This window comes from Mycolicibacterium smegmatis, assembly GCF_001457595.1.
Lineage (GTDB): Bacteria > Actinomycetota > Actinomycetes > Mycobacteriales > Mycobacteriaceae > Mycobacterium > Mycobacterium smegmatis.
This window is the reverse complement of record NZ_LN831039.1, coordinates 2,987,915-3,010,407: the sequence shown is the minus strand read 5'-3', so window position 1 is coordinate 3,010,407 and position 22,493 is coordinate 2,987,915. Positions and strand designations below refer to the sequence as shown.

Genomic DNA, 22,493 nt, shown 5'->3' with positions numbered 1-22,493 from the left:
CGAGTATGTGGCTGTCCCGCTGCGGCGGCACGGGCCTCTTCTACTGAGCGGGACGTGGTTTGTCCGGGTGTCGCGCAGGCGTCCTAGGGTCGTTGGCATGGAAGACCTCCAGGCCGTGCTCGCATCGACACGCAGCCACGCGCTCGGTGACATCCCTCGCCGTTCGGCGCGCCGGTGTCCGGACAAGGTGGCGATCATCGACGGCGATGTGACGTTGACCTTCGCCAAGTTCGAGCATCACGTCGACCGTGCCGCGGCGGCGCTGCAGGACAACGGATTCGGCGTCGGCGATCGTGTCGCGGTGCTGGCGCACAACTGCTGGCAGTACGCCGTGCTGGCCTTTGCGACGGCCCGCGCAGGCGTGGTGCTGGTGCCCGTCAACTTCATGCTGACGGCCGAGGAGATCTCCTTCATCCTGGGCCACAGCCGAGCCGGCGGATTCCTGGTCGAGGCCGATCTGGTGCCCACGGCAGAGGCCGCGATGCGCCTCGGCGGATCCGTGACCACCACCGCCGCGCTGGTGCTGCCGGGCCAGGGCCTGCCCGCCGGATGGACCGACTTCGACCGGTGGCTGCAGACGGACTCCCCCGCCCCCGCCCCGTATGTGGCCGATGATCAGATGATCCGCCTGATGTACACCAGCGGCACGGAATCACACCCGAAGGGTGCCATGCACTCCACCCGCAGCCTGATGGGCAACTACATCAGCAGCATCATCGCCGGGTCCATGGAGGGCACCGACATCGAGATCCACTCGCTGCCGCTGTACCACTGCGCCCAGATGGACAACTTCTTCATCACCGACATCTATCTGGGCGCCACCAGCATCATCCTGCCCCGCCCGGAGCCTGAGCTGGTGCTGCGGACCATCGAAAAGTACGGCGTCACCAACTATTTCGCGCCACCGACGGTGTGGATCTCACTGCTGCGCTCACCGGTGTTCGACCAGGTGGACCTGACCAGCCTGCGCAAGGGGTACTACGGGGCCTCGGCGATGCCGGTCGAGATCCTCGCCGAGATGCGCGAGCGCCTGCCCAACCTGCGCCTGTGGAACTTCTATGGCCAGACCGAGATGGCGCCGCTGGCCTCGGCGCTGGGGCCCGACGAACAGGACGCCCACGCCGGCGCCGCGGGACGCCCCGTCATCAACGTCGAGACCGCGATCCTGGACGATGACAACCGTCCCGTGCCCCCCGGGGAGGTCGGCGAGATCGCCCACCGCAGCCCACATCTGATGCTCGGTTATCTCGACGACGAGGCCAAGACGGCAGAGGCGTTCCGCGGCGGATGGTTCCACTCCGGCGATCTCGGCTACTACGACGAGCACGGCCTGTTGCACGTCGTGGACCGCAAGAAGGACATGATCAAGACCGGCGGCGAGAACGTCGCGAGCCGCGAGGTGGAAGAGGCCGTCTACCGCCACCCCGCCGTGGAGGAGGTGGCGGTCTTCGGCCTGCCGCATCCGACGTGGGTCGAGGCCGTGGTGGCCGCGGTGGTGACCCGCGACGGTGCCGAACTCACCGAGGACGAACTGCTGACCCACTGCCGGTCGTGTCTGGCGGGCTTCAAGACACCCAAACAGGTCTTCTTCGTCGAGTCGCTTCCCAAGAACCCGAGCGGCAAGCTGCTCAAACGGGTGCTGCGGGAACGGTTCGCGCGGACCACAACCGACGCGATCTGATTGCGCCCGCTGGGCGGGAAGCGGCCATCAGGCCGACCAGTCGCGGAATTAGCCTGCGGGACAACACCGGAGGAAAGGATTCCGCTCCATGACGCTCGCCTCAGGCACGGGTCGCATCGCGCGTTTCGACGAGCCAGGAAAACCGTTCGAGATCCAGACGGTCCCCGTTCCGCAGGTCGGCCCCGGTGAGATCCTCATCCGGGTGACACGCGCCAACATCTGCGGATCCGATGTGCACGCGTGGCACGGCACCTTCGCCACGCGCGGACTCGGTGGGCAGCTGCCGACCGTACTGGGCCACGAAATGGTCGGTGTGGTGGCGGTTCTGGGTGACGATGTGCACAGCGATTCCGACGGGCGTCCGCTCGAGGTGGGCACCCGGGTGGTGTTCCCCTACTTCTTCTGCTGCCACACGTGCCGCAACTGCCTGGCCGGGCGGCGCAACGCCTGCGTGAACCTGAAGATGGCGATGCTCGGCCGCGCCGACGAACCCCCGCACTTCGTCGGCGGCTACGCCGATTACTTCCTGCTGCCCGCGAAAGCGGTGGTCTACACCGTGCCCGACTCGGTGTCCGACGAGATCGCCGCAGGCGCCAACTGTGCGCTGTCGCAGGTGATGTACGGCCTCGAACGGGTGGACCTGCAACTCGGTGAGACCGTCGTGGTGCAGGGTGCGGGTGCTCTGGGGCTCTACGCCGTCGCCGTCGCGAAAGCGCGCGGGGCCAAGACCGTGATCGCCATCGACGGGGTGCCCGAGCGCCTGGAGTTGGCCAAGGCCTTCGGCGCCGACGAGGTCATCGACATCACGGCCACCACCGACAAGGACAGGGTCAAGATCGTTCGCCGGCTCACCGACAGGCAGGGCGCCGACGTGGTGGTCGAGGTGGTCGGCCATCCGTCGGCCATCGACGAGGGCCTCAAACTGCTCGGCCAGTTCGGCCGTTACGTCGAGATCGGGAACATCAACATCGGCAAGACGTTCGAGTTCGACCCGTCGCGGTTCGTCTTCGCCAACAAGACCATGGTCGGTGTCTCCCTCTACGATCCCGCGGTGCTGTCACGCGCGCTGACCTTCCTGGCGGAATACCAGGACCGTCTTCCCTTCGACCGGTTGGCCGCCGCGTGCTACCGCCTCGAAGACATCAACGATGCGTTCTCGGCGGCCGAGAACAAGCGCGACGTGCGCGCCAGTATCGTGCCCTGACACAACCGGAAAGCAGCTATGACCAATCACGAGTACGACCGCACCACCCTCTACATCGACGGCCAGTGGGTGGCGCCTGCGGCAACGGGCACCATCGACGTCGTCGACCCGGCCACCGAAGAGGTCATCGGCCACGTCCCGGGCGGCACCGAGGCCGACGTGGACGTCGCCGTGGCCGCGGCCCGTCGCGCGTTCGATCCGCTGATCGGCGTCGACGAACGGCGGCAGCGACTGGACGCGGTGATCACCGCGATGGAGAAGCGTCTGCCGCAGATCGCCGAGACCATCACCCGCGAGATGGGCGCGCCCATCCGCATCTCCCAGACCGTGCAGACCCAGGTCCCGCTGGCAGTCGCGCGCGGATTCGCCGATGCCCTGGCGGATTTCGAGTTCTCCGAACGCATCGGCAACTCGCTGGTGGTGCGCGAACCCTACGGCGTGGTCTCGGCCATCACGCCGTGGAACTACCCGCTGTACCAGGTGGTCGCGAAGGTGCTGCCCGCGATCGCGGCCGGGTGCACGGTGGTGCTCAAGCCCAGCAACGAGGCACCCCTGTCGGTGTTCGAGTTCGTCGAGGCCCTCGACGACGCCGGCCTGCCGCCCGGTGTGGTCAACCTGGTGTCCGGACCTGGCAGCGTCATCGGTGAGCGGATGGCCGCGCACCCCGACGTGGACTTCGTGTCGTTCACCGGGTCCACCGAGGTCGGCGCCCGTGTCGGCGAACTGGCCGTCCGCAACGTCAAGAAGGTGGCCCTGGAACTCGGCGGCAAGTCGGCCAACGTGATCCTCGACGGCGCCGATCTGGCCACCGCGGTCAAGGTGGGTGTGGGCAACGCCTTCCTCAACGGCGGGCAGACCTGCATGGCGTGGACCCGCATGCTGGTGCCGCTGTCACGCTACAGCGAGGCGCTGGACCTGGTGGCGGCCGCGGTGGCGAAGTACACCGTGGGTGATCCGTGGGATCCCGCCACCCGGATCGGCCCGTCGGCATCGCAGCGGCAGTTCGAGACCGTGCTGGGCTTCATCGAACGCGCATCGCGCGATGGTGCGCGGCTGGTGGCAGGCGGACCCGAGAAGATCCGCGACACCGGGTATTACGTGGCTCCCACGGTGTTCGCCGATGTGCTGCCCGACTCCGAGCTGGGCCAGGAGGAGGTGTTCGGACCCGTGCTCGCGGTCATTCCGTTCCGCGACAGCGACGAGGCTCTCGAGATCGCCAACGGCACCCCTTATGGGCTGTCCGGAGCGGTGTGGGCGGCCGACGACGACACCGCCATCGCGTTCGCACGGCAGGTGCAGACCGGTCAGCTCGACATCAACGGCGGAAAGTACAACCCGGCAGCACCCTTCGGCGGTTACAAGAAGTCCGGCGTGGGCCGCGAACTCGGCCGGTTCGGGTTCGAGGAGTACCTGCAGACCAAGTCCCTGCAGCTGCCGTGACCGCGACGACACGAAAGGTGACCGAGTCATGACCGCATCGGAGCCTCTGCTGATCGGTGCCTCCGGCGCCGCCCAGATGTGGACGATCAATCTTCCGCAGGTCGGAAATGCCATCACCGGCAGCGATTTCATCCGCGCCTTCGAGGACGCCGTCGACGCCGCCAACCGCGACACCACGGTGGGTGCGGTGATACTCACCGGGTCCGGCAAGATCTTCTCCGCGGGCGGCAACGTCAAGGAGATGGCCGACCGCGAAGGCATGTTCGGTCTGAACGCCATCGACCAGCGGTTCGCCTACGTGGACGGGATCCAGCGCATCCCGAGGGCACTGGCGCGTCTGGAGGTGCCGATCATCGCCGCGGTCAACGGTGCCGCCGTCGGCGCCGGTTTCGACCTGGCCATGATGTGCGACATCCGGGTGGCCTCCGAACGGGCCTCGTTCGCCGAGAGTTTCGTGCAGTTGGGGCTGGTACCGGGTGACGGCGGGACGTGGTTCTTGCAACGCGCGATCGGCTACGAACGCGCGGCCGAGATGACGTTCACCGGTGACCGGGTCGACGCCGCGACCGCGCTCGACTGGGGTCTGGTCAGCCGCGTCGTCCCGCACGACGAACTGCTCTCTGCGGCCCAGGATCTGGCCGCGCGGATCGTGCGCAATCCGTCGCGCGCACTGCGCATGGCCAAGCGTCTCCTGCAGGAGTCGCGCACCGGCGTGCTCGAATCCACGCTCGGGATGGCCGCGGCCATGCAGCCACTGGCGCACCACGACGGCGAGCACGCCCGCCGCATCGAGAAATGGCGCAGCGCCTGATGCCCATTCCCCGTCTCGTTCCTGCGCTGGACACCGAACCCGCCGACGCCACCGCACTGCGCGCCGAGGTCCGCGCCTTTCTCGATGAGCAGCGCGCCGCGGGCACGTTCACCCCCGCTGTGGACGCGTGGCTGTGCGGATGGGACGAAAAGTTCACCACCGCGCTGGCCGACCGAGGCTGGCTGGGTATGACGGTCCCGAAAGAATATGGCGGCCACGGACGTTCGTTCCTGCAACGATTCGTGGTCACCGAGGAACTGCTGGCCGCGGGGGCGCCCGTGGCCGCGCACTGGATCGCCGACCGGCAGATCGTCCCGTCACTGCTGAAGTACGGAACCGAACGACAGAAACAGGAGTTCCTGCCCCGGATCGCCGCCGGGCAGTGCTTCTTCGGCATCGGGATGAGCGAACCGGATTCCGGGTCCGATCTGGCCAGCGTGCGGACCAGGGCCGTGCAGGTCGACGGCGGATGGCGGCTGACCGGCACCAAGGTGTGGACGTCGGGCGCGCACCGCGCACACGCGTTCATCGTGCTGGCCCGCACCGCGCCCGTCGACCCGGCGCACCGCCACGCCGGGCTCAGCCAGTTCATCGTGCGCTTCGACGGTCCGGGTGTCGAAGTACGCCCGATCATTTCGATGAACGGCGGCCACCACTTCAACGAGGTGATCCTCGACGACGCGTTCGTCCCCGACGACATGGTGTTCGGGCAGATCGGCAACGGCTGGCAGCAGGTCACCTCCGAACTCAGCTTCGAGCGCAGCGGCCCGGAACGCCTGCTGTCGACATTCGTGCTGCTGGCGCAGACCACCGACAACATGGCGCGGCAACGGATCAGCCGCGACGCGGATCTCGGTCGCCTGGTCGCGCGCATCGCCGGCCTGCACCACATGTCGATGGCGGTGGCCGGGGCGTTGGAACGCCACGAACCCGCCGATGTGCCTGCCGCCGTGGTGAAGGTGCTGGGCACCACCACCGAGGGTGACATCGCGGACTTCGCCGACCTGCACCGCGGCGACCACGGTGCCCTGCCGCAGCAGGCGCGGGATCTGATCACCGCCGCGGTGGACCAGCGTCCCGGGTTCACCCTGCGCGGCGGAACCAACGAGGTGCTGCGCGGTGTGATCGCGCGGGGATTGGGGTTGCGATGACCGTCGACGCCGAACTGGTCGCGATGATGAACGCGGTGTTCGCCGATCACCGCACGGCACACGGTCCCACCGCCGGCCCCGAATTGTGGGACCAGCTGAGGACTCTGGGTCTGGCTCGTCTCACGGGCGCCGAAGAGAGCGGCGGCAGCGGAGCGGGCTGGCACGAGGCCGCCGAACTGATGGCGGCGGCCGTGCGTTCCGGTGTGCGCGTGGGACTTCCCGAGCACGACCTGCTGGCCTGCTGGCTGCTCGAGGTCGCCGGAATTGCCGTCGACGACAAAACCCGGACCGTCGCCCTGCTCGACGAATCGGGCACGGCGACCGCGGTGCCGTGGGCGTCCACCGCGCAGCGGATCGTGCTGGTGCGGCGGACCCAGACGGGCGAGCACGCGGTTTCCGACGTGGACACCGGCCAGGTGCGGATCACGGCCGGTGCCAACATGATCGGCGAGCCACGCGACACCGTGTCCGCCGCCGTGCCTGCCGATGGGGCCACCGTGTCCGAGGCGACGGTGACCACACTGCACCTCAAGGCGGCCCTGGTGCGCGCCGTCCAGGTCTGCGCCGCGATGGACACGATCCTCGAACTCGCAGTGGAGCACTCCTCGTCGCGCATCCAGTTCGGTCGGCCCCTGGCCAAGTTCCAGGCGATCCAGCACATGATCTCCGACATCGCCGCCGAGGCGACGCTGGCCCGGACCGCCACCGAAGCCGCCCTCACCGCGGCAGTCGGCACGACGTGGTCGGCGCCGCACCTGGAATTCCTGGTCGCAGTGGCGCGGTCGTGCTGCGGGCACGCGGCGTCGGTGGTGGTCCGCAACGCCCACCAGGTGTTCGGCGCGATCGGTACCACGGCCGAACACAGGTTGCACGAGTACACGCGCGCCGCCCTGGCCTGGCGGGGCGAGTTCGGTTCCGTGCGGTCGTGGGACGAACGGGTCACGACAGCGGCCTTGCAGGCGGGCGGGGCCGGACTGTGGGAGCTCATCACCAGCTGAGCCGACACCGCTGTTCCGCTGACCGGGCGCAACGGTGTCCGAGCCCTTGGCACCGGAGTTGACTCCCCTTATGACCAACGAGATCACGCTCCCCGAAGTCCAGGAGTTCATCGCCCGGTTCTGGTACCACTACGACCAGGGTCAATTCGATGTGCTTGCCGGGTTCATCGCCGACGAGATGGAGTACGTCAGCAGGTCGGACTCAGGCACCTGCCCGTTCGAGGAGCTCTTGGCCGCCGAACTGCACGGCGGCGCCGACACTTTGGCGTGGTTGCGGCAACACCGCGACGAAAACCCGTACCCGTTGCGCCATCACGCCACCAACATCTTCCGCACGGGCACCGAATCCGGACCCCAGGGAGAGGTCACCAAGGTCCGCTTCTACCTGTACGTCAACCAGGTGACCAACAACGTGCCCTTCGATGTGTCCTCCGGTGTGGTCGACGCGGGCATCCGGCGCACGGACGACGGCCTGGTGTTCACATCGTTGACGGTGATCCTCGACGCCGAGGATTCGATCCCGTTCGCCGAGCACCGGGCGAAGTCGGCAACACCGGCGGGCGCATGAGCCAGGCACGCGAAACCTTCGGTGGCGGTGTCGCGGTCATCACCGGCGCCGGCGCGGGTATCGGCGCCGGTCTCGCCCGGTACGCCCACCGGTTGGGCATGACCGTGGTGCTCGCCGATGTCGACGAGGCCGCCGCGGCGACCCTGCGCGACGAGCTGCGGTCCGATGGCGGCACGGCCGTGGCCGAGAAGTGTGACGTGCGTGATCCCGACGCGGTCGCCGACCTCGCCGACCGGACCTACCGGGACCTCGGTCCGGTCCGCCTTCTGGTGAACAATGCCGGCGTCGAACAGTTCGGATATCTCTGGGACACCCCGGTGGCGAACTGGAACCGGGTGATGGACATCAACGTCAGCGGCGTCTTCCACGGCGTGCGCGCGTTCCTGCCGAAGATGATGGCGCACGGGTCCCCTGCCTGGGTGTGGAACCTGTCCTCCATAGGCGGTGTGGCCGCGGTCCCGTTGCAGGCGCCGTACATCATCAGCAAGCACGCTGTGCTCGCACTGACGGAATGCCTGCGGCTGGAGGTGCAGTTGGCCGGTCACGACGATCACGTGCACGTGCAGGCGGTGCTGCCGGGTGCGGTGAAGTCGAACATCTTCGAGGCAGCGGGCGGGGTGGACTCCGGGCAGGACGGCGCCGACGTGAACGCGGCCGAGTCGCAGCGCGAGGCGATGCTCGACATCAAGGCCGCCGCAATGGATCCCATCGACGCGGCAGAGGCGATCTTCGAGCAGTCGGCGCGCGGGGCGTTCTACCTGCTGACCCAACCCGAGTATGTCGGCTCGGCCATGGCCGAACGCGCTCAGGTGCTGATCTCACAGGTGCCTCCGCAGCTTCGTACCGAGCGCCGCTTCGATCCGGCCAAGCACTGAGCGCAATCATGACCACCTCACCACCGAGCCCGCCGCAGGGCCCGCCCCTCGACCCCGACGCCGCCGCCCGCATCGCCGGGTTCGGCAAGCCCGCCCCGGTCCGTGACCGGGGACTGGAAACCGTGCGCGCGGCGATCGAATCGGCCCCGCTGCCAAGCGATATGCCACCGATGGCCGAAATCGTCGACCGGACCGTGCCTGCATCCGATCGTGAGATCGGCGTGCGGGTGTACCGGCCCGAGCAGGTCGGGCACGACGGGGCCCCGGTCATCCTGCACTTCCACGGCGGCGGGCTGGTGATGGGCAGCGTGCATTCGTTCGAACCGCTGGCCCGCGGGCTCGCGGCGGCCGCAGGGGCGGTCGTGGTGGCCGTCGACTACCGGTTGGCCCCGGAATACCCGCCGCCCGCCCAGTTCGACGACGCGTACGCCGCGACCGAATGGGTGGCCCGGCACGCCGAAGAACTCGGTGTCGATGCCCGTCGCCTCGTGGTCGCCGGCGACAGCGCCGGTGGTGGGCTGGCGGCCGCGGTGGCCCTGGCCGCACGCGACCACGGCGGGCCCGCCATCTTCGCCCAGGTGCTGCTCTACCCGGGCCTCGACCGCGACATGGGCGCACAGTCCATCGTCGAGATGCCCGACGCACCGATGTTGTCGCGTGACGACATCCTGTACATGCACGATCTGGCCGACATCGGCGCGGGCAGCCCGCACGACCCGTACCGTGTTCCGGCCTATGCCGACGACCTGCGCGGTCTGCCCCAGGCGATCGTGGTCACCGGTGAGTGCGACCCGATCCGGGACTGGGGCGAGCGCTACGCGGACCGGCTTCGCGCCGCGCGTGTGCAGACCACCCTCACCCGCTATCCCGGTATGTACCACGGCTTTTTGATGCGCTACGAGGCCACCGCACGCGGGCGTCTGGCACTGGCCGAAACCGGTGCTCTGCTGCGTGCGAAGTTCGCCGATCCCCTGCCCTTCGCGGGCTGAACCTCCCGATGGCCGGACATCGCTCGGTCCAACCCCGGTGATGCCGACCAGAATTGAAAAAGCAACGGCGCGGATGTCGCCGGATCTCAGAGAAGGAGTGCCCCTGATGCTCACCGATGAGCGGCGAATGGAGTTGTCCGACATCCTGCGGCCCGTGGCGCCGCCGCGCGAGGTCGACAATGTCTACACCGCCGACCAGAAGCAGCGCCTGCTCGACGTGGTGCACGATCGCGGCCCGTGGAAGCTGATCATCGCGCAGCACTTCGCGTCGGCCGACGAGTTGATGGCGACAATGAGCGGCATGTTCCCCGAGGGTTTCGAACCGTCCATGGACCTGTTCCTGACCCCGACGTTCCGCGGCTATCTGGCCAACTACGGTGCGGTGCTCTACCCCGAACTGCACGACTGCTTCTACAACGAGACGTTCCTCAACCACGCCAAGGACTACTGGGGTGCGCAGTACGCGAAGCCGGAGATGATGCTGTTCAACATCAACGGTCCGTGCGCGAATCGCGATCCGGGACACCTGGATTCACCCAGTTTCCGCGGTGTGCGGCACGAGAACGCGCCGACCTGGCTATGCAGCGTGATGGGCAAGTCCGGGCTGTTCAACGACTACCTGGTCAAGATGGCTCAGGTGATCACCTGGTTCTCCCTCGACGAGGGCAGCGGTTTCACCTACTGGCCCGACGGTCCGCTCAAGGCACCCAAGCGGGTCCTGCCCCCGATCAACAACCGTGGCGTGGTGGTGCAGAACGAGATGATGGTGCACCGCGGCGAGGCGAACGGTCCACTGGAGCAGCAGATGCCAGCCGGACTGGCGTTCGACACGGTGTTCGCCGGTGATCCCGCGGACCGTGACCAGTGGGTGCTCAAGAACGGTGACGACGTGATCGCCCGCCATCACACCGACGAACTGCGGTTCCTGGTGCACTGGTCGGCCGAGGTGTTCACCGACTTCGACGAGCTGAAGAAGAACATGGACGGCTCCGACGACCTGACCACCGACAAGGCCATCGACATGATGGTCGACGACCTGGCCTCCAAGGGCATCAAGCTCGACATCCCGAGCGACCCGCTGCACGACCCGGCCTTCATCGGCGCGCTCAACGCCGCATACGACCTCGGTGGTCCGGCCATCTACCCCGAGGAGGCTCCGCTGAGCGCGTTCGTCCTCAGCTGAGCCACACACAGTCCGGCCCCGGTCTTCCGAGAGGAAGCCGGGGCCGAACTGTTGGCGGGATTCCTAGATTTTCGCGACGGCGTCCGCGCCGGCCCGCCGACCGCTGAACACGCAATCGGAGATCGACAACCCGCTGACGTAGCTGTTGGAGCACACACCGACCGCGGTCCGGCCCGCAGCGTAGAGGCCCGGCACCACCCCGCCGTCGCGGTGCACCACCGCTCCGGTGTCCTCGTCGACCACCAGACCGCCCAACGTCAGCCCCGGAATCGGGTAGAACAGCGAGGAATCGGCGGAGATGTCGATGGAGTAGAACGGTCCCCGCTCCATCGGTGGGCACAGCGACGGATCTTTGTGTGCGGGATCACCTGCCCCGCCGGCGATTCTACGGTTGTACTCGTCGACGGTCTTGCGCAGCGCCGCGGCGTCGATGCCGTTCTTGGCCGCGATGCCCTCGATGGTGGCCGCCTTCTTGTGGCCTATGGTCCGCAGGTACCAGATCTGCAGTCGCTGGAACACCTGGGTCTGTTCGGTGATCTGGTGTTTGATCTTCCGCCAGGTGGCGGCGTCGTAGATCGCCCATCCGGTACCGCCGAACTCGCGCATGAGCACGCTACCGTGCGCGGCGCCGTAGAGATCCTCGTTGGCGATCCGTCGCCCGTCCGCCCCCACGGTCAGCCCCTCCAGGAACGCACTGGGCGGCGACAGGAACCGCCAGGCCGTGACGTTGCCCATCTTGTCGGTCACTCCCCCGGCGTCGAGTCCCAACCGGATCCCGGTGCCGTCGTCGCCGACGGTGCCCAGTGGCGAGATCTTCAGGAATTCCGGCGCATAACGGCTGACCCAGTCGCGGTTGTTGATGAACCCGCCCGCGGCGAGGATCACCGCGCCTGCGGTCGCGTGCGCCTCGACACCGGCCTCGGCGCGCAGGCGCTCGCCTCGGGCCACGGCCCCGGCGACCGCTCTGGGCATCCAGGTGCCCAGCTTGCCCGTGGCCTTGGCGATGCGCCGGTGCCGACGCGCGTTGCGGTGCCTGGGGTCGGTGACCGTGTACCGGACACCGGTGACCCTGCCGTCTTCGTCCTGGATCAGCGAATGTACGTGCGCCAGCGGCGTGAAGTGCACACCCTTGGCCAGCGCGGAATCCCGGAGGCGCTCGAAAAGCACCCGCCCGGAACTCATGCCCGGTGCGAGCACGCGATGGCCTCGTGGGGCGGGTTGCGCGTGATCGACGTAGGGGTAGGCCTTTTCGTTGCCCGAGTAGTAGAGGTAGTTGTCGTCGGTGGGGTACGAGGTCTTGTACGACGGCACCGCCCCGCCCCGGAACGGCACGCCCTGGGCCTTGAGCCACTCGAGCAGTGCCGGGCTCTGCTCACAGAACCGGGCCAGGGTCTCGGGTTTGACGGCACCGGCCACCTCCTGCCCGAGGTAGGCGCGCATGTTCTCCACGCTGTCGGAGTAGCCGCCCGCGCGCTGCTCGGGTGTTCCCGCACCGGCGTAGACGATGCCGCCCGAGTAGGCCGTGGCGCCGCCGCCGTAGCCTCGGTCGAGCACCAGCACACGGGCGCCGCGGTCGGCGGCCTCGATCGCGGCGGACGCGCCTGCGGCGCCGAACCCCACGATGATGACGTCGTAGTCACGACCTGTCGGCATCGATACTCCTGATCAGAGAACGGATTTGATCTGTTTGGCCACCATCCGGGCCGTGCGCCGCGGCGCCAACCGCGACAGTGTGTACAGCACGTGGGCGTCGGTACCGATGATCACCCGGTACCGGTCCTTGGCGATGCCGGTGACGATCTTGCGCCCGGCGGCCTCGGGTGTGGTGACCGGGGCCCGCCGCCCGCCGGCGTCGAGCATCTTCACTCCGGAGTTCTGTGCCAGGTTGGTGGAGACCTGGTCCGGAAACACTGTCACCACACGGACGTTGGTGTCGGCGAGTTCGGCGTCGAGTCCCTCGCTGAACTGCTGGACGGCGGCCTTGCTCGCGCTGTAGAGCACCTGGCTGGCGAACGGCACGAGCGCCGACAGGCTGGACATGTTGGTGATGTTGGCCTCGGGTCGTTGCCGAAGGACCGGCAGGAAGGCTCGGCACATCTGCACCGTGCCCAAAAAGTTCACGGTCGTCACCCGGTCGATCTGGTCGGCCTCCAGGTCGGTGAACAGCGCGAACCTCTGGGCGATTCCGGCGATGTTCACCAGACCGTCGATCTGGCCGTGGACGTCGAGCACCGCGTCGGGCAGCCCGGCCACCGCGTCTCGGTCGGTGACGTTCAGAACGTGGGTCGACATCCTCGCCCCGGTGCCGCGGGCGCGCTCGGCCGTGCCGGCGAGGCCCGCTTCGTCGAGGTCGACGGCGGCGACGTGTGCGCCCCGCCGGGCCAGGCCCAACGCCACCTCACGCCCCATGCCGTTGCCTGCACCGGTGACGACGAAAACCCTATCCGCGATGCGCATTCGCATCCTCCGATTCGGCGAGCACCGGCACTGCGCCCTCCAGGACCGCGTTCTCGATCGCGGTACGCAGCTGCGGGCACAGCGACAGTGTCTGTCCGGCATGGCGATGCGGGTCCACGCACCTCTGCCGTGCGGCCGCGCTCCACTGCACGCTGGTCTGCTCCCAGCTGGCCTTGCGCACCAGCACGCGCGCACCGCAGGTCCCACACCCGACCGGCCGCATGGGCGCGTCGGCGAGCCGGTTGTCGGGCCGCACCGTCACTTGTTGACGCCCACCAGTCTGGGCAGCCGGCCCGCGGCCAGGTTGTCCTGGACCTCCTTGAGCCAGGCCTCCCGCGGACGCGTGGTGTCGATCTCGAACTCGAAGCGGTCCACCATGTCCGGCGTCACGTCGGCGACGTCGACATAGAACTGCTCGTACCACCGCCGCAGCTGGTAGACGGGGCCGTCCTCTTCGCACAGCAGCGGATTGTCGATGCGCGCCTTGCGCTTCCAGATCGCGACGTCCTGCTCGAAGCCCATCTTGACGAAATCGCCGAGCGCCACGGCCATCTGGGTCGCGACGTCGTGCGGCACCGCATCGGACATCTCGACGGTGATGCCGTACTGCAGCACAAAGGAATTGGCGTCGATCGGATAGTGGCAGTTGAGCAGCACGGTGCGCTGGTCACCGTGCTCGTAGTGGTAGGTCAGGTCGTCGATCATGAAGGACGGCCCGTAATAGGAGGCGACCGACGTGGTCCCGAGGATCTTCGCGCCCTCACCGGATCCGAGATCCGGGCGCGCCTCGCTCTTGTAGTACTGCGTGGCGATGTGCCCCTCGAAGACGTTCTTGAAGCCCGTCGGCAGGCCACCGTGGATGTAGAAGAAGTGGGCCATGTCGACGACGTTGTCGATGATCTCGCGGCAGTTGGTGTGCACCACCGTCGTGTACCAGTGCCAGTCGGTCCACCGGTCGGTGCCCACGCCCTCGATGCGCGGGATCGTCACCTCAGGCGGCGGCGGGTTCTTCTCCGGGTCGTTCCACACGAACAGCATGCCGTCCTGCTCCAGGGTGGGCCAGGTGGCGGTGCGGGCCAGCTTGGGCACGCGGCGGCTGTAGGGGATCTGCTTGCAGCGTCCGTCGCCACCCCAGCGCCAGTCGTGGAACGGGCAGGCGATCTCGTTGCCTTTCACCTCGCCGTCGGACAGATCGCCGCCCATGTGCCTGCAATATGAGTCCAGCACGTTGATCTTTCCGTCGGCACCGCGGAAGACCACGAGCTTTCCACCAAAGGCGTTGATCGCGTGCGGTTTACCGTCCCCGAGCTCACGGATCAACCCCAGGCAGTGCCAGCCTCGCGCGAATCGTGTCGGCGCTGCCTGCGCCTCGATCTGGCGAACCTCGCCGGTGCCGCCGTCGGGCTGCAACGATGTCATACCGGCCATCCTCGTCATGTGTCGCTTGCAAAGACCTTCCGATGTAACACCGGCGCGGGGCCAGAGTGGGTCTGCTGTTCCACTGACCGGGCGGGCCCGGCGCACGCCTCACGGTCGACGCCTGAGAATCGCGCAGTGACTGATCCCCAGAACCTCACCGTCGATATGCTGGTTGTCGGCTCCGGCACCGGAATGGCCGCGGCACTGGCCGCGCACGAACTCGGGTTGTCGGCGATGATCGTGGAGAAGACCGCCCTGGTCGGCGGGTCGACCGCACGCTCAGGCGGCGCGTTCTGGATGCCTGCCAATCCGATCCTGTCCGAAGAGGGTTCCGACGACACCCTCGATGCCGGGCGCACCTATCTGGAGACCCTCGTCGCCGATGCCGCACCGGCCGACCGGGCCGGGGCGTTCCTGGATCACGGCAGCGCGACAGTCGAGATGCTGCGGCGCACCACGCCGATGAAATTCCAGTGGGCCAAGGGGTATTCGGATTATCACCCGGAGCGTCCCGGTGGCAGTGCCGTCGGCCGCACGTGTGAATGCCGCCCGTTCGACACCGCCGTCCTCGGGCGGGAACTGTCACGGCTGCGGCCGGGGGTGATGAAATCCTCGTTCCCGATGCCGGTGACCGGCGCCGATTATCGCTGGTTGAACCTGATGGCGCGCGTGCCGCGAAAGGCCGTCCCGCGCATCATGCTGCGCGCGTTCCAGGGCATCGGTGGACTGGCCCTGCGCCGCCGGTACGCCGCAGGCGGTCAGGCGCTCGCCGCAGGACTGTACGCCGGTGTACTGCGCGCCGGCATCCCGGTGTGGACCCAGAGTCCGCTGGTCCGCCTGCTGGTCGACGGCGATCGGGTGACCGGTGCGGTGGTGAACCGCAACGGCATCGACGTCGCCATCACCGCACGCCGGGGCGTGGTGCTGGCCACCGGAGGCTTCGACCACCAGATGGACTGGCGGCGCAAGTTCCAGTCCGAATCGATGAACGAGGACCTCAGCCTCGGATCCGAGGGCAACACCGGCGACGGTATCCGCATCGCCCAGGACCTCGGCGCCGACACCGGACTCATGGACCAGGCGTGGTGGTTCCCCGCGTTCGCTCCCCTACCCGGTGGTGAGCCCACCGTGATGCTCGCCGAGCGGTCACTGCCCGGCTGCCTGCTGGTCGATCAGACCGGCAACCGGTTCATCAACGAAGCCACCGACTACATGTCGTTCGGGCAGCGCGTGCTGGACCGTGAGCGCGTGGGCAACCCGGTCGACGTGATGTGGATGATCTTCGACCAGCGGTACCGCAACAGCTATCTGCTTGCCGCCGAACTGTTTCCGCGGATGCCGATCCCGCAGACCTGGTATGACGCCGGCATCGCGCACCGCAGTGACGATCTCGGCGGACTCGCGCGGTCGATCGGCGTCGACGTGTCGGTCCTGACCGCCACACTGAGCCGCTTCAACGCGCTCGCACGCACCGGCGTCGACTCCGACTTCGGCCGCGGCGACAGCGCCTACGATCGCTACTACGGCGACCCCACCGTGACACCGAACCCCAATCTGCGCCCGCTGGACGACGGCCCGCTCTACGCGGTGAAGGTGGTGCTGAGCGACCTCGGCACGTGCGGTGGCGTGCGGGCCGATGCCCGCGGCCGGGCGTTGCGTGAGGACGGCTCGGTGATCGAGGGTCTCTACGCCATCGGCAACACCGCCGCCAACACCTTCGGCGCCAGCTACCCGGGCGCGGGCGCCACCATCGGGCAGGGTCTGGTGTTCGGCTACATCGCGGCCCGGCACGCCGCAGGCCGGCTCGACTGATCCCTCCGGGGAACTCAGTCGGGCCGATCTGCGCCGGGCGGTGTCTCGTCGGTCTCCTCCGCCGCGATGCGCCGCTCGACCTCGTACCAGTACTCGCGCACCGGGAACTCGATGTTCTGCGCGCCCGTGTCGGCAAGCTGTGCCTCGACGGCGTCGAGATCCTTGATCATCTGCAGCGCGAGTTCGCGTTCGGCGGCGTAGTAACGCTCCGACCACCTCAGCGCCAGTCCCGCGTACGACCAGGCGGGTTGGTCCTCGGTCCAGCGGGCCTCGGTGGCGGCGGCCTGATGCATGCGGTCGGCGTAGTCGGCGTGCTCGGCGAGCACCTCACGCAGTCGGCCCGGTTTCAGCAAGTGGCCCAGCATGACCCGCAACACCGGGTTGTGTTTGAGCGTGGGCGGCTCGACGGCCTCCTCGTTGGCCCACCGCGTGACGGCGGACAGTCCGGCGTCGGTGATCCTGTACATGCGCCGGCTGCGGGCGCCCGCGTCGACCCGCGAGCTCACCAGGCCCAGCCGCTCCAGTCGCTTCAGTTCGGAATAGATCTGGCTGTACGCGGGGCTGGAGTAGAAGAACTGGATGGCCCAGTTGATCCACTTCTTGATGTCGTAACCGGACAGTTCGTCACCGCCGGAGAGCATGCCCAGCAACGCCCATCCGGTGGGCGACACGTTCAGCTCACCGAGCGGCGTGTCGGCGGCATCTGTCACTCGCCAAGGCTAACAACCACCCGACCCCCACGGGTGGTGGCACTACCGCTCATCGGGAGAACCCGTTGCGCCGCCGCCCGCCGGAGGCAACATTGACCTTCTGCGAAGAAGGAGGAGCATGCCCGACCAAAGGTCTGAGTCCGGCCGGTTCGACGTCGAGGTCGATGTGTTGGTGGCTGGTTCCGGTGGCGGTGTGGCCGGTGCGTATACCGCTGCCCGGGAGGGTCTTTCGGTGCTGCTGGTGGAGGCCACCGACAAGTTCGGCGGCACCACGGCGTTCTCCGGTGGTGGCGGCATGTGGTTTCCCTGCAACCCGGTGCTCGAACGGGCCGGAACCGACGACACCCTCGACGAGGCGTTGAAGTACTTCCACGCCGTCGTCGGCGACCGGACTCCCCAAGAACTGCAGGACGCCTACGTCACCGGCGGGGCCGGCTTCATCGCCTACCTCGAGCAGGACCACGGCTTCGAGTTCGCCGTGCTGCCCTGGCCGGACTACTACGGTTCGGTACCGGGCGCCCGCAACGACGGGTACCGCCACATCGTCCCGAAACCACTGCCCGACAGCGCTTTGGGCTCATACCAGGGTCTGGTGCGCGGTCCGCTCGACACCGAACGCCTCGGCGCGCCCGCACCCGACACGCTGATCGGCGGCCGCGCACTGGTCGGACGGTTCCTGGCCGCCCTGGACAAGCTGCCGAACGCCGACTGCTGGTGTGAGGCCCCGCTGACCGAACTGATCACCGAAAGTGGCCGAGTGGTGGGCGCCATCGTGGAACGCGGCGGTGAGCGTCTACGGGTGTGCGCCCGGCGCGGGGTGCTGCTGGCGTCGGGCGGGTTCGAGCAGAACGCCGACATGCGTGGCAGATACGGGGTGCCGGGCAGCGCGACGGACACCATGGGCGGCCCGGGCAGCACAGGTGCGGCCCACCGCGCGGCGATGGCGGTGGGTGCGGATGTCGACCTGATGGATCAGGCGTGGTGGTCGCCGGGCCTGACACACCCGGACGGCCGTTCCGCGTTCGCGCTGTGGTTCACCGGGGGCATCTTCGTCGACCAGGACGGCAAGCGGTTCGTCAACGAGTCCGCACCGTACGACCGGTTGGGCCGCGCGGTGATCGAGCGACTCGAATCCGGGCGCCTGACGCTGCCGTACTGGATGGTGTACGACAGCCGGGCCGGTGATGTGCCGCCGGTCGGCGCCACCAACGTCTCGATGGTCGATCCGGCCGAGTACCGCGCGGCGGGACTGTGGCGTTCAGCAGAGACGATCTCGGGCCTCGCAGAGGAGATCGGCGTTCCCGCCGACGCTCTCGAAGCCACCATCCAGCGCTTCAACGAGATGGCCACCGCAGGCCACGACGACGACTTCGGCCGCGGCGACGAGGCATACGACCGGGTGTTCACCGGCGGGGCCTCGCCGCTGGTTCCGATCGACACACCGCCCTACCATGCGGCCGCGTTCGGACTGTCCGATCTCGGGACGAAAGGCGGTCTGCGCACTGACACCCGCGCCCGTGTCCGCGGACGTGACGGCGAGCCGATTCCGGGCCTGTACGCCGCGGGCAACACCATGGCTGCCGTGAGCGGTACGACCTACCCCGGCGGCGGCAATCCGATCGGGGCGTCGATGCTGTTCAGTCACTTCGCGGCGCTCGACATGGCGGCCGAAGGCACCACGGCGTGAGCGATCCCATTTCGGTTGCCGACCCCGAACACGCTCGCGCGCTGTACGAACCGTTGACACAGAGCGTTCGGCGGCTGGTCGACCTGACGATCCGCAGTGAGGCCGACGACGACGCCGTGCGCCGAGCGCATCGACTCGTCGACGAAGCCGCGGCCCTGCTCGGCTCCCGTGTGGCACCCGGTTCGTTCGGCATACGCAGCGACGCCGCGGGTCGGCCCATGCCGTGGGGCAACGTGGCCATCGGGGTGCGCAACGCCATCGCCCCGCCGCTGGATGTACACCGGGATTCCGACGGCCGCGCGACAGCCGATCTGGTGCTCGGCGCGCCGTACGAGGGACCGCCCGGTCAGGTGCACGGTGGGGTATGTGCGTTGGTGCTCGACCACGTGCTCGGTGCCACCGCGCATCACCGTCACCAGACGGCGTTCACCGGCACGCTCACGATCCGCTATGTGCGACCCACCTGGCTGGGTGCGCTGCGGGCCGAGGCGTGGATCGACCGGGAAGAGGGCTCGAAAACCTTTGCCGTGGGCCATCTTCTCGGACCCGATGGCGAGGTCACCGCACAGGCCGAAGGCGTTTTCATCCGCCCCAGGTCGGCCCGCTGATCACACCGGGTCGAACGCCGAGATCAGCCAGTTCCCATCGACTTTGGTCAAGCTCACCACCACGCTGCTGGCCGTGAGCGACGGGTCGGGCCGTTCCTTGCTGGAGGTCTCCTGGTTGAGGAACACCAGGACCTTCGCGGAATCGGGACGGATCTCCATCATGCCCGCCCGCACGATCTGTGCGGTGGCCGTGATCCCCTTCTGCTGCACCGCCGGCGCCACCACATCGGAGGTGAACTTCCCGTAGTAGGTCAAGAAGTCGCCGGTCATCTTCGACCGTGCGCCGGCCAGATCCGCTTCCAGTGTGTCCGGGGCGTAGGACAACAGCGCGACCGTGCCGCTCGATGCGGCGGCGACGACCTCGTCGACGGCCGCCGTATCGGTCTGCCGGTCGATGCGGTACTGCGTGAGGTACAGCGCCGTCACCAGTGCCGCCGACGACACCAGCAGGCCCACCACGACGATCGCCCGCCAGTGCGCGCCGAAGGCGCGCGCGCCGCGCCTGAGCCGACTGTCCGTACCGGCTTCAGCACCGGCTTCAGTAGCCGCCACGACAGCGACCTCGACGTCGCTCGCAGTTGTCATCTCGTCGACCGTCATGGCACGAACTCCACCTTCGCCATCTTGATCTGGTCCCCGTCGCGCCGCAGGTCCACGCTCAGGCGCCAGTTCCGCGGCGCATCCTTGGCGCCCTCGGCGTCGGTGACCGTCGACGAGACCGTCACCAGCACCACGGCCGCATCATCGGTCATGGATTCGACGGCCGCGGCGGTGGCCGTGGCCTCGGTGGTGACCTTGGCGTCCTTGGCCAGCTTGACGAAATCCTCGGAGGCCTGGGCGAACTCGTCGCGGAACTCCCCGGTGGAATTGTCGATGATGCGTTGCACATCGCCGTCGGCGTTGTTGTGGTCGATCGACATCAGGCTCACGGCCACCTGGCGCGCCGCCGCGGTGTACTCGGCACGCATGCGCTCGTCGTCAACGGTCTTCCGATGATCCCAGGTGAGGTATCCGCCGACGGTGAGCAGAGCGGCCGTGCACAGCAGTGCGACGGCCGCGGCCACCGTGGTCCACCGGGGCCGGGACAGGCCCACCCGTAAACGGCGCGGACGGCCGGGTGCCGGGTCGGCTGCCGTGACACCCGCCTGCTGCCGCAGCCGTGACGCGCGTTCGCGTGCCGCCGCGGCCGCCGATTCGGCCTCGGCCGCTTCGGCTTCGGCTTTCTCCGCGAGCAGGTCCGCGTCGGTACCCACTCGTTCAGTCGTGCTCAGCAAGAACGTTCCCTCCGTAGTGCATCAGCCCACGGGCCGATGCGGCACGGTAAGCCCCGGCGAGCACTCGTCGATGCGGCGGCTCCCACCCAGTGGGCACCGAGCACATCCGTCGACCGTGGGCCCTGTGCACGCGTTTCGGGCAGATTCTGTGCACGGGCCCCACGCTCGGGATATCAGCCGCGCGGCACTACCAGTGCCGGACCGCGCACAGCGCGCCCTTGGGCCCGTCCCCGGTCGCCACCACCACTCCGTCCACCGCCAGCTCACAGTGGAACGCCGGGGTCGCGGGGCCTCTGCCGCTGGTGGCCGACACCATCGCCCACCGGTCCGGATCGGCGAGCTGCACGGTCAGCACCCACGGCGCGCCTGGTCCCACCTCGACCTCGGCCTTCGGGCTGAAGACGTACGGATTGTGGCTGTAGTCGGCCCAGTTCGGCGGATCGGTCTCGCGGTAGTAGATGTCGGCCCGGGTCGGCGTCTGGGCCGTCACCGTGTACGTGACCTGGTGAAGCGGCGCCGGATCAGCGTGCGCCGGGACCGGCAGGCATATCGCGGCGGCGACCGAACCGGTCGCGAGCACCACGCGCATCAGTTGCCCCTCTCCCACAACGGAGCCCCGTCATGCGACTGGCAGCTCAGGAACAATCCGTCGGGGGCCTGTGCCACCCAGTGCTCGTAGCCCGCACAGCTCGTCCCCGGCTCCTTGACGCCGGCCATCTGTGGCGACCGGAAATAGCGCGGCTCGTACCGGCGCGGTGAACCGCAGAAGACCAGCCGGCCCCAGGAGGTCGTGCCGAAGACGTGGCGGGCGGTGTCCGCGCACGGCGCGCCCAGCACCACGTTCGGTGTGATGCCGGGAACGCAGGACGGTTCGTCACAGCTCTCGGCGTACGCCGGTTGACCCGACACCGCCGTCATTGCTGCCGAGACGACGGACAGCACGGTCATCGCCGCCACCACAGTCGATCGCACGGGCAGCACTGTGACACGGCGACATCGGCGATACCATCCGCGCGTCCGCTCAGTGGGCGCTCCCCCGCCCGGCACCGCCACCCGTTGTTAGCGTTCGGTCCGATCTGGACTGGCCAGCGCGTACGAGGAGTAGGCGATGATGCGTGTATCCCGGGTATCGATCGTGATGGCCACCGCCGCCGCGACCTGCTTCGGCGTGGCGACGAGCGCACCGGCCGCGGCGGAGAACGACTGGGGCCTCAACGGCACGTATGTCGCGACCTCCAACGGTGAGTGGGCGCGCAAGAACGACGTGTTCTACGAGCAGGCCAGCCTGCGCAGCACCTGGACCATCAGCACGCAGTGCAGCTACCCCGGTGAATGCACCGGCACGGTGCACAGCGAATGGGGCTGGACCGCACCGATCTACCAGAAGAGCGGGATCTGGTACGTCAAACACACCATCCCCGACTGGGTTCCGTGCCCGGACGGCACCGCCGCACCCGGGCTTCAGGTGTTCCGGTTCAAGCCGATGACGCCCAACGGCGCGATGAACGACCCGAAGTCGACGACCCTGGTGGGTGAGGACATCACCACCGGTGAGAGCGGTGCCTGCGGCGTGAACAAGCCCGTCTACATCACGATGCCGTTCAAACTGGTCAAGACCTGATCCAC

23 protein-coding genes are annotated in these 22,493 nt (G+C 68.2%); 14 read left to right on the top strand and 9 right to left on the bottom strand.

All coding sequences use genetic code 11. The features are described from left to right. Positions 1-97: 97 nt before the first annotated feature. The 10 genes from AT701_RS14470 (at position 98) to AT701_RS14425 (ending at position 10,900) form a co-directional block, all read left to right on the top strand. A complete protein-coding gene (locus tag AT701_RS14470) occupies positions 98-1,681 on the top strand; it encodes an acyl-CoA synthetase (RefSeq protein WP_058126073.1) in 1,584 nt (527 codons plus the stop codon). A gap of 88 nt (positions 1,682-1,769) precedes the next feature. Continuing rightward, the gene (locus AT701_RS14465; RefSeq protein WP_011728652.1) at positions 1,770-2,885 is read left to right on the top strand and encodes a zinc-binding dehydrogenase; all 1,116 of its coding nucleotides are present in this window, start codon (positions 1,770-1,772) and stop codon (positions 2,883-2,885) included. An 18-nt stretch (positions 2,886-2,903) separates the two neighbouring features. Further along, entirely contained in the window at positions 2,904-4,325 is a 1,422-nt protein-coding gene (locus AT701_RS14460; RefSeq protein WP_058126072.1) for an aldehyde dehydrogenase family protein, read from the top strand. A gap of 28 nt (positions 4,326-4,353) precedes the next feature. Continuing rightward, entirely contained in the window at positions 4,354-5,136 is a 783-nt protein-coding gene (locus tag AT701_RS14455) for an enoyl-CoA hydratase-related protein (protein WP_058126071.1), read from the top strand. Then, positions 5,136-6,287, top strand: coding sequence for an acyl-CoA dehydrogenase family protein (locus AT701_RS14450; protein ID WP_058127624.1), 1,152 nt, complete (start codon positions 5,136-5,138; stop codon positions 6,285-6,287). The genes AT701_RS14455 and AT701_RS14450 overlap by 1 nt, the downstream gene beginning before the upstream one ends. Next, positions 6,284-7,285 (top strand): acyl-CoA dehydrogenase family protein, encoded by a 1,002-nt coding sequence (locus AT701_RS14445; RefSeq protein ID WP_058126070.1) that lies wholly within the window; start codon positions 6,284-6,286, stop codon positions 7,283-7,285. The genes AT701_RS14450 and AT701_RS14445 overlap by 4 nt, the downstream gene beginning before the upstream one ends. Before the next feature lie 70 nt (positions 7,286-7,355). Beyond that, positions 7,356-7,853, top strand: coding sequence for a nuclear transport factor 2 family protein (locus AT701_RS14440; RefSeq protein WP_011728647.1), 498 nt, complete (start codon positions 7,356-7,358; stop codon positions 7,851-7,853). Beyond that, the gene (locus AT701_RS14435; RefSeq protein WP_058126069.1) at positions 7,850-8,728 is read left to right on the top strand and encodes an SDR family NAD(P)-dependent oxidoreductase; all 879 of its coding nucleotides are present in this window, start codon (positions 7,850-7,852) and stop codon (positions 8,726-8,728) included. Before AT701_RS14440 ends, AT701_RS14435 begins: the two co-directional genes overlap by 4 nt. A gap of 8 nt (positions 8,729-8,736) precedes the next feature. Further along, a complete protein-coding gene (locus AT701_RS14430; protein ID WP_011728646.1) occupies positions 8,737-9,717 on the top strand; it encodes an alpha/beta hydrolase in 981 nt (326 codons plus the stop codon). A 106-nt stretch (positions 9,718-9,823) separates the two neighbouring features. Continuing rightward, positions 9,824-10,900 (top strand): hypothetical protein, encoded by a 1,077-nt coding sequence (locus AT701_RS14425; RefSeq protein WP_003894236.1) that lies wholly within the window; start codon positions 9,824-9,826, stop codon positions 10,898-10,900. A gap of 63 nt (positions 10,901-10,963) precedes the next feature. On the opposite strand, the gene AT701_RS14420 is transcribed toward AT701_RS14425, so the two are convergent. The 4 genes from AT701_RS14420 to AT701_RS14405 are packed head-to-tail and all read right to left on the bottom strand — an operon-like array spanning position 10,964 to position 14,776. Then, positions 10,964-12,553, bottom strand: a complete 1,590-nt coding sequence (locus AT701_RS14420) for an FAD-binding protein (protein ID WP_058126068.1) — start codon at positions 12,551-12,553, stop codon at positions 10,964-10,966. A 12-nt stretch (positions 12,554-12,565) separates the two neighbouring features. Next, on the bottom strand, positions 12,566-13,357 hold the full coding sequence (locus AT701_RS14415) for an SDR family NAD(P)-dependent oxidoreductase (protein ID WP_058126067.1): 792 nt from the start codon (positions 13,355-13,357) through the stop codon (positions 12,566-12,568). Next, the gene (locus tag AT701_RS14410; RefSeq protein WP_003894233.1) at positions 13,341-13,619 is read right to left on the bottom strand and encodes a hypothetical protein; all 279 of its coding nucleotides are present in this window, start codon (positions 13,617-13,619) and stop codon (positions 13,341-13,343) included. Before AT701_RS14410 ends, AT701_RS14415 begins: the two co-directional genes overlap by 17 nt. Next, positions 13,616-14,776 carry a 3-ketosteroid-9-alpha-monooxygenase, oxygenase component gene (locus AT701_RS14405; RefSeq protein ID WP_058127623.1) on the bottom strand — a complete coding sequence of 387 codons (1,161 nt, stop codon included), beginning with the start codon at positions 14,774-14,776 and terminating at the stop codon, positions 13,616-13,618. Before AT701_RS14405 ends, AT701_RS14410 begins: the two co-directional genes overlap by 4 nt. Positions 14,777-14,911: 135 nt before the next feature. Between AT701_RS14405 and AT701_RS14400 the strand changes: the two genes are divergently transcribed. Further along, on the top strand, positions 14,912-16,588 hold the full coding sequence (locus tag AT701_RS14400; protein ID WP_058126066.1) for a 3-ketosteroid-delta-1-dehydrogenase: 1,677 nt from the start codon (positions 14,912-14,914) through the stop codon (positions 16,586-16,588). A 14-nt stretch (positions 16,589-16,602) separates the two neighbouring features. Here the strand turns inward: AT701_RS14400 and AT701_RS14395 are convergent, their stop codons facing one another. Then, complete coding sequence (locus AT701_RS14395; RefSeq protein WP_003894230.1) at positions 16,603-17,298, bottom strand: PadR family transcriptional regulator; 696 nt, start codon at positions 17,296-17,298, stop codon at positions 16,603-16,605. Between the two features lie 118 nt (positions 17,299-17,416). On the opposite strand from AT701_RS14395, the gene AT701_RS14390 reads away from it, so the two are divergent. Together AT701_RS14390 and AT701_RS14385 are read left to right on the top strand one after the other, a co-directional pair. After that, entirely contained in the window at positions 17,417-18,985 is a 1,569-nt protein-coding gene (locus AT701_RS14390; RefSeq protein ID WP_011728639.1) for an FAD-binding protein, read from the top strand. Further along, entirely contained in the window at positions 18,982-19,593 is a 612-nt protein-coding gene (locus AT701_RS14385; RefSeq protein WP_058126065.1) for a PaaI family thioesterase, read from the top strand. The genes AT701_RS14390 and AT701_RS14385 overlap by 4 nt, the downstream gene beginning before the upstream one ends. Here AT701_RS14385 and AT701_RS14380 read toward each other — a convergent pair whose 3' ends face one another. The 4 genes from AT701_RS14380 to AT701_RS14365 form a co-directional block, all read right to left on the bottom strand. Beyond that, positions 19,594-20,193 (bottom strand): hypothetical protein, encoded by a 600-nt coding sequence (locus tag AT701_RS14380; RefSeq protein WP_058126064.1) that lies wholly within the window; start codon positions 20,191-20,193, stop codon positions 19,594-19,596. Beyond that, on the bottom strand, positions 20,190-20,846 hold the full coding sequence (locus AT701_RS14375) for an Rv1363c family protein (protein ID WP_223495555.1): 657 nt from the start codon (positions 20,844-20,846) through the stop codon (positions 20,190-20,192). Before AT701_RS14375 ends, AT701_RS14380 begins: the two co-directional genes overlap by 4 nt. A gap of 208 nt (positions 20,847-21,054) precedes the next feature. After that, on the bottom strand, positions 21,055-21,456 hold the full coding sequence (locus AT701_RS14370; protein WP_228096834.1) for an Rv2576c family protein: 402 nt from the start codon (positions 21,454-21,456) through the stop codon (positions 21,055-21,057). Then, complete coding sequence (locus AT701_RS14365) at positions 21,456-21,815, bottom strand: hypothetical protein (protein WP_036463153.1); 360 nt, start codon at positions 21,813-21,815, stop codon at positions 21,456-21,458. The genes AT701_RS14370 and AT701_RS14365 overlap by 1 nt, the downstream gene beginning before the upstream one ends. 160 nt (positions 21,816-21,975) lie before the next feature. On the opposite strand from AT701_RS14365, the gene AT701_RS14360 reads away from it, so the two are divergent. Beyond that, complete coding sequence (locus AT701_RS14360; protein ID WP_011728633.1) at positions 21,976-22,488, top strand: Rv2253/PknI dimerization domain-containing protein; 513 nt, start codon at positions 21,976-21,978, stop codon at positions 22,486-22,488. The last annotated feature ends 5 nt before the right edge of the window (positions 22,489-22,493 follow it).

What these genes read in the sequence shown, in the direction of transcription:
- AT701_RS14370 (WP_228096834.1), bottom strand. Translation starts at nt 21,456, where the DNA reads ATGCGCGTGGTGCTCGCGACCGGTTCGGTCGCCGCCGCGATATGCCTG.
- AT701_RS14450 (WP_058127624.1), top strand. Translation starts at nt 5,136, where the DNA reads ATGCCCATTCCCCGTCTCGTTCCTGCGCTGGACACCGAACCCGCCGAC.
- AT701_RS14390 (WP_011728639.1), top strand. Translation starts at nt 17,417, where the DNA reads ATGCCCGACCAAAGGTCTGAGTCCGGCCGGTTCGACGTCGAGGTCGAT.
- AT701_RS14365 (WP_036463153.1), bottom strand. Translation starts at nt 21,815, where the DNA reads ATGACCGTGCTGTCCGTCGTCTCGGCAGCAATGACGGCGGTGTCGGGT.
- AT701_RS14420 (WP_058126068.1), bottom strand. Translation starts at nt 12,553, where the DNA reads ATGCCGACAGGTCGTGACTACGACGTCATCATCGTGGGGTTCGGCGCC.
- AT701_RS14415 (WP_058126067.1), bottom strand. Translation starts at nt 13,357, where the DNA reads ATGCGCATCGCGGATAGGGTTTTCGTCGTCACCGGTGCAGGCAACGGC.
- AT701_RS14360 (WP_011728633.1), top strand. Translation starts at nt 21,976, where the DNA reads ATGATGCGTGTATCCCGGGTATCGATCGTGATGGCCACCGCCGCCGCG.
- AT701_RS14460 (WP_058126072.1), top strand. Translation starts at nt 2,904, where the DNA reads ATGACCAATCACGAGTACGACCGCACCACCCTCTACATCGACGGCCAG.
- AT701_RS14455 (WP_058126071.1), top strand. Translation starts at nt 4,354, where the DNA reads ATGACCGCATCGGAGCCTCTGCTGATCGGTGCCTCCGGCGCCGCCCAG.
- AT701_RS14430 (WP_011728646.1), top strand. Translation starts at nt 8,737, where the DNA reads ATGACCACCTCACCACCGAGCCCGCCGCAGGGCCCGCCCCTCGACCCC.
- AT701_RS14470 (WP_058126073.1), top strand. Translation starts at nt 98, where the DNA reads ATGGAAGACCTCCAGGCCGTGCTCGCATCGACACGCAGCCACGCGCTC.
- AT701_RS14465 (WP_011728652.1), top strand. Translation starts at nt 1,770, where the DNA reads ATGACGCTCGCCTCAGGCACGGGTCGCATCGCGCGTTTCGACGAGCCA.
- AT701_RS14405 (WP_058127623.1), bottom strand. Translation starts at nt 14,776, where the DNA reads ATGACATCGTTGCAGCCCGACGGCGGCACCGGCGAGGTTCGCCAGATC.
- AT701_RS14445 (WP_058126070.1), top strand. Translation starts at nt 6,284, where the DNA reads ATGACCGTCGACGCCGAACTGGTCGCGATGATGAACGCGGTGTTCGCC.
- AT701_RS14435 (WP_058126069.1), top strand. Translation starts at nt 7,850, where the DNA reads ATGAGCCAGGCACGCGAAACCTTCGGTGGCGGTGTCGCGGTCATCACC.
- AT701_RS14425 (WP_003894236.1), top strand. Translation starts at nt 9,824, where the DNA reads ATGCTCACCGATGAGCGGCGAATGGAGTTGTCCGACATCCTGCGGCCC.
- AT701_RS14440 (WP_011728647.1), top strand. Translation starts at nt 7,356, where the DNA reads ATGACCAACGAGATCACGCTCCCCGAAGTCCAGGAGTTCATCGCCCGG.
- AT701_RS14380 (WP_058126064.1), bottom strand. Translation starts at nt 20,193, where the DNA reads ATGACGGTCGACGAGATGACAACTGCGAGCGACGTCGAGGTCGCTGTC.